This is a genomic window from Methylobacterium sp. GC_Met_3, assembly GCF_026540775.1.
Lineage (GTDB): Bacteria > Pseudomonadota > Alphaproteobacteria > Rhizobiales > Beijerinckiaceae > Methylobacterium.
This window is the reverse complement of record NZ_JALNUL010000116.1, coordinates 1-4,674: the sequence shown is the minus strand read 5'-3', so window position 1 is coordinate 4,674 and position 4,674 is coordinate 1. Positions and strand designations below refer to the sequence as shown.

Below are 4,674 nucleotides of genomic sequence, written 5' to 3'. Positions count from 1 at the left end.
GAGCGTGGGGCCACGCCAACACCTCGGCTCACGCGGTGGCCGATGGCGCTGTCGTTCGATGCGTGGTCACGGAGCCGGTCTCAAGGCGCCTGGACGACGAAGACGCCGTTCGGGTTGCAAGTCCCGGTTCGATCACGAGCAAGCTTGGGTTCATGGCGACGTCCGTCGAGGTCCATATCGGAAAGCGGGATTGGCTTTTCCTGCTGCAGGGGACCAACAACGTCAGCTCGCAATATGTGCGGTCGCCGGAAGCGCAGTTTCTGATGATCCACTGGCGCCTGATCGTCGCCCAGCGCGAGCGACGCTTGCGGGCGCTCGGCATCCCCTACAAGCATATCCTGATGCCGGAGAAGATCACGATCTACGATCATCTGCTGGACGGTTTGGGCATCGACTGGCGGTTGTCGCCCGCCGTCCGGCTCCTGCATGAGGACGCCTACTACACGCTGTTTCCGCTGCGGCGCCTGAACCTCGTCAACTATATCCGCCGCAATCTGCGATGGCGGGCGACACTCGTTGATCTGATCGCACCCATGCGACAGCAGCGGGACCTGCAGAATCTCTTCTATCGGACCGACAGTCACCTGTCGTTTGCCGGCCGTCTGCTGGCCTATCGCGAGATCTGCCGGGCGATCGGCGCCGAGCCGGTGCGCGATTTCGAGGAGCGGCCTGCCACCTATCACGCGGGCTGGGCGGGCGATCTGGGGATGGCCTTCGACCCCCCACGGTACGAAGGGACGATGCTGCACGATCTGCAGCGGGATGCGGTCCGCGTGTATGCGAGCCCGATCGTCGAACACAGGGAGCGGCGCGGCCTGTCGGGAACGCTCCATACGGGGGCGCACGTGATCTATCGGAACGCGCGGGCCACCGACCCCCGGCGCGTCATGCTGTTCGGCGACAGCTACGCCAACTTCGCTCCGATCGGCCTGACGATCATGCTGGCCGAGACGTTTCGCGAAGTGCACTTCATCTGGAGTACGCAGCTCGATTACGATCACATCGCGCAGGTGAAGCCCGATCTGGTGCTGACGGAGATGTCGGAGCGCTTCGTGTTCCGGCCCTCGAAGGACGATTGGAATTTCGCGCAGTATGTCAGCCAGCGTTACGACGCTGAGTTGGCGGGGGGGTCGGATAATGGGCCTTGCGCATGACGCCGCCCTGGCGGACCTGGGAGCCCGGGTGAGCGCCGCATGGTTTAGGATAGGGCCGAGCGACGCCGCGTGGTGCCGTCACTGCGCCCTCACCTGCTGCTCAAGGTGCGCACGGAGGATCGAATACTGGTACACCACCTTTTCGAGCCTGGCCGCATCGTCGGGACGGATCGGCTCTGGCCCCGCGCTCGGGCGATAATTCGCCACATAGAAGGCGGCCTGAGCCTTCAGGCGCACGGCGACGAAATCGAGGTCCGCGGACCAGTGGGCTTCTGTGCGAACCTGCTGCAGGCGCTTGGAGATCGCCAGCCAATGCAGGTCGAGGGCGATACCCCCGCCCATCTGCTTGAAGATGTCGAACAGGGAATCGAGAATGTCGATCGCGGCTTGCGCGGACATGGGGCCTCTACGAGTCCTGGGAGGCCACGAGATCGGGGCGCACGTACCAATCGTCGAACAATGAAAGCTGCTTGAAGCGCCGCCGATAGCCCAAATTCGTCAGGAGGTCATAGATCTTCGACCGGCTGTCCGCGAAATTGTGCTCGACGCTGATGAGGGCGACGTCATGGGCCGCGAAATCGAAGCTCTGCAGGACGTCGAATTCGCCGCCTTCGACATCGAGGCTCAGGTAATCGATCCGCCTGGGCGCGCGCGCTTCCCGCAGAAGCCGGTTCAGGGAGATTGTCGAGACGGGATATTGTTTCGCTTCCTGGCGGAAATCCGCGTGGAAATCGCCGGCAACGAAGTCGTCGACACCGGACAATTCGCCGATATCGACCTCGTTGAACAGGACCTCGATCCCGTCAGTCTTGTAGACGCATTGATCGCTGATGTAGCAGTCACGGTTCTTGTACAGCGCCGCGTGCCAAGCCCTTGCCGGCTCCGCCAGAACGCCCTGCCAGCCGAAAGTTTTCTCGAGCAGGAGCGTATTGCTGAGGCTGATGCCGTCGCAGGCGCCGAACTCGACGAAGTAGCCGTTTCGCTTCTCCCGCAGCTCATGGAGAACCCAGAGATCCTGCAGGAGCTGCGCGTTGGAATAGGGCGCCATTCGGGTGGCAAAGGACAGGAAATCGAGTTCCGAGGTCAGAATATGAGGCCGGATATCGAGATTGTCTCTCAGGTTGATCACGGCGTTGAACACCGTCAGGAGTTCCACATCCATCGTACGCTGGTCCACCTCGTGAACGGGATCGGTTGGGCGGGTGGTTCGAGCGCGGCCGTCAGGTGTTGTGGGTGGGCGTGGCCCATAAGGTCCCGCGGCCCAGGACACGGTTCGAGCCCTCATGAAGAAGGGTGTGCTGGATCGACTCGGGACCTTGATTGGGGATCAGGCGTGCGGCCCTGCGGATCCTGGCCAGGAAGCGCTTTCGGCCGAACCCATAGGGCCTGAGGCTCTCGACGACGGCATCCAAGAGCGTCGCCGCAGCATTCGCTCGTGCCTGGGCCATGTCGCGCTCCAGCAAAGCTGCGTCGCGCTCGGCCCGGACAAGCGCCAGTTCGATCTGCTGGTGTTGGATCAGGCGGATGTATTTCGTGTCAACGGCGTGGGTCGCACGTGTCGTCATGGTAACGCTCTGACCCCGGGCGGAGGCGGTTTAGGTAGTAGCCAGTATCGATTGCCGATCGACCCCTTACGTCGTGCCTCGGCGGCTTGGCAACACGGCCCGGGCTGGTTCCGCGAGCCGGCTCGGCACGGGAGCGCGGGTCAGACCGAAGATAAGGAGGCGCATCCAATCGCAGTGCGAACCGATGCGGCTCCCGGTGTCTCGGGTCGTGGGTTCTACCGTTGCATCAAGCCTGCATTTTGCTCACGATGTGCTTGACCAGGAACAAGCCGATGCTCGCGGCCGTAAGGCCGAACATGATGACATAAATATAGTCGATCTGAATGCCGGCATATGGATAGTAGGCCGACCGCACCCATTCGGCCAGCTGCATGACCGGATTGAACTTCATCCAATAATAAACCTGCTCCGGCATGTAGCTCGGCAGGAACATCACGCCGCTCGAGATGTAGAGAAGGATGCTGAACAGGGCATACCCGATCAGCCAGCCGGGAAAGAACCCGATGATCGCGACGTTGATCGTCCCGACGCCGACGCCGAGGGTGATCGCGGCCAAATATCCGCACACCGCCGTAAGAGGCTGAGCTGGAATGGGGTTGACGCCGAGGACCACCAGCACGGAACTGATTACAAGAAGCGCGAGGAAGCCGGTGACGATCTCGACGAGGATACGGGAGAAGATTAGGTCGAACATCTTCACCTGCGGGTAATAGGTCAGCGGACGGTTCGTCATGACCGACTTCATCACCTCGCGGGATATGTACTGGAAGACCAGAACCGGGACCGCGCCGGTCGCGAAGAACAGGGCTCGTTCGTCCCCGAGTGGCGCCGGGAGCTTCTGGAAAGTGTAGATCGCGATCAGCACGAAGACGTGCACGCACGGCCAGAGCACGATCACGCCGTAACCCCAGAGCGAGGCCCCGAAGCGTGTGCGGATATCGCGTAGGATCAGCGCGTAGAGGACGTGGAGATAGGACTCAAGCGGGCTCTTCTGCGTCTGAGGCGTTGGAACAGCGAACATCGGCACGACCTCTGCGTTGCCGGACCTGACTCGACCATAAAATAGGCCAAAGTAGGTTGAACGGGCGCGCCGGGCTTGATGGCAGTGTCAGGCCACGGGACCGTAATAGTCGCGCATCAGGTCGTCGTATGTGGCGGCCTGGATGATGGTGCGGGCCCGGCCCGGGGGCGGGATGGCCAGCAGGCGGTCGTTGCAGGCGGACGGATCGTCGGCCAGGGCATAGGGCAGGAGGTGGCCGTCCGGATCGGCGCGCAACCTTTCCGCCGCAGCGCCGAGGTCGAAGGCCGCCACCGGCAGACCGGTGCGCAACGCCAGCGTCAGCGCGTAGGAATAGGTCTCCGGCCAGATCGCCGGGAGCAGGATCAGATCCGCCGAGACCTGCGTGACCAGGTCGAAGGTCTCGTCGTCCTCCCAATGTCGGCCGGTCTCGGCGATCTGAAGGGCCGCCCGCGCCTCCTGATCGAGGGTCAGATCGTCGCTGGCGTAGCGTCCGGTCTGCGTGACGCCGGCGCGCTCAAGGCCGCCTTCCAGCGCCGGGTCGCAGTAGCCCGCGATTGTGAACCGCAACGGCAGATCACGCTCGCGCGCATCGGCGGCCAGGGCCTGCAGCACCAGCGCGCCTTCAGGCATGCTGATGCCGCCCAGCACGGCGACGCGCCGGATGCGCCCCGGCCGGTGCCGCGTGGTCGTGCGCACCGTCCGCTCCGGCTCGGCATGCGGCCGCACCGTGATCGCCAGATCCCGGTACACGCCCCCGATCCGCCCCGCCGTGTCGGAGGACGGCGCAAACACCCGCGCGGCCCCGCTCAGGAACCGCCCGAACACCGCACGCCGCTCGCCCGGATCCGGCTCCTCGAACCCGTCCGCGTCGCGCGCCAGGCAGCCCCGGCACTCCGCCACTGCCGCCAGCCCGCAGTAGCGCCCGTCCGGCTGC

At 63.9% G+C, this 4,674-nt stretch carries 5 protein-coding genes and 1 pseudogene; 1 reads left to right on the top strand and 5 read right to left on the bottom strand.

All coding sequences use genetic code 11. The annotated features are described in order from the left end of the window. Positions 1-152: 152 nt before the first annotated feature. Complete coding sequence (locus OXS27_RS31730) at positions 153-1,154, top strand: hypothetical protein (RefSeq protein ID WP_267361633.1); 1,002 nt, start codon at positions 153-155, stop codon at positions 1,152-1,154. A 78-nt stretch (positions 1,155-1,232) separates the two neighbouring features. Here the strand turns inward: OXS27_RS31730 and OXS27_RS31725 are convergent, their stop codons facing one another. The 5 genes and pseudogenes from OXS27_RS31725 to OXS27_RS31705 all read right to left on the bottom strand — a co-directional run. After that, complete coding sequence (locus tag OXS27_RS31725; protein ID WP_267361632.1) at positions 1,233-1,553, bottom strand: hypothetical protein; 321 nt, start codon at positions 1,551-1,553, stop codon at positions 1,233-1,235. Between the two features lie 7 nt (positions 1,554-1,560). Continuing rightward, positions 1,561-2,424 (bottom strand): FkbM family methyltransferase, encoded by an 864-nt coding sequence (locus tag OXS27_RS31720; protein ID WP_267361631.1) that lies wholly within the window; start codon positions 2,422-2,424, stop codon positions 1,561-1,563. Beyond that, entirely contained in the window at positions 2,375-2,719 is a 345-nt protein-coding gene (locus tag OXS27_RS31715) for a hypothetical protein (RefSeq protein WP_267361630.1), read from the bottom strand. Before OXS27_RS31715 ends, OXS27_RS31720 begins: the two co-directional genes overlap by 50 nt. Positions 2,720-2,945: 226 nt before the next feature. After that, the gene (locus OXS27_RS31710; protein WP_267361629.1) at positions 2,946-3,740 is read right to left on the bottom strand and encodes an ABC transporter permease; all 795 of its coding nucleotides are present in this window, start codon (positions 3,738-3,740) and stop codon (positions 2,946-2,948) included. Positions 3,741-3,827: 87 nt separating this feature from the next. Continuing rightward, a pseudogene (locus OXS27_RS31705) lies at positions 3,828-4,674 on the bottom strand (glycosyl transferase); the annotation flags it as partial.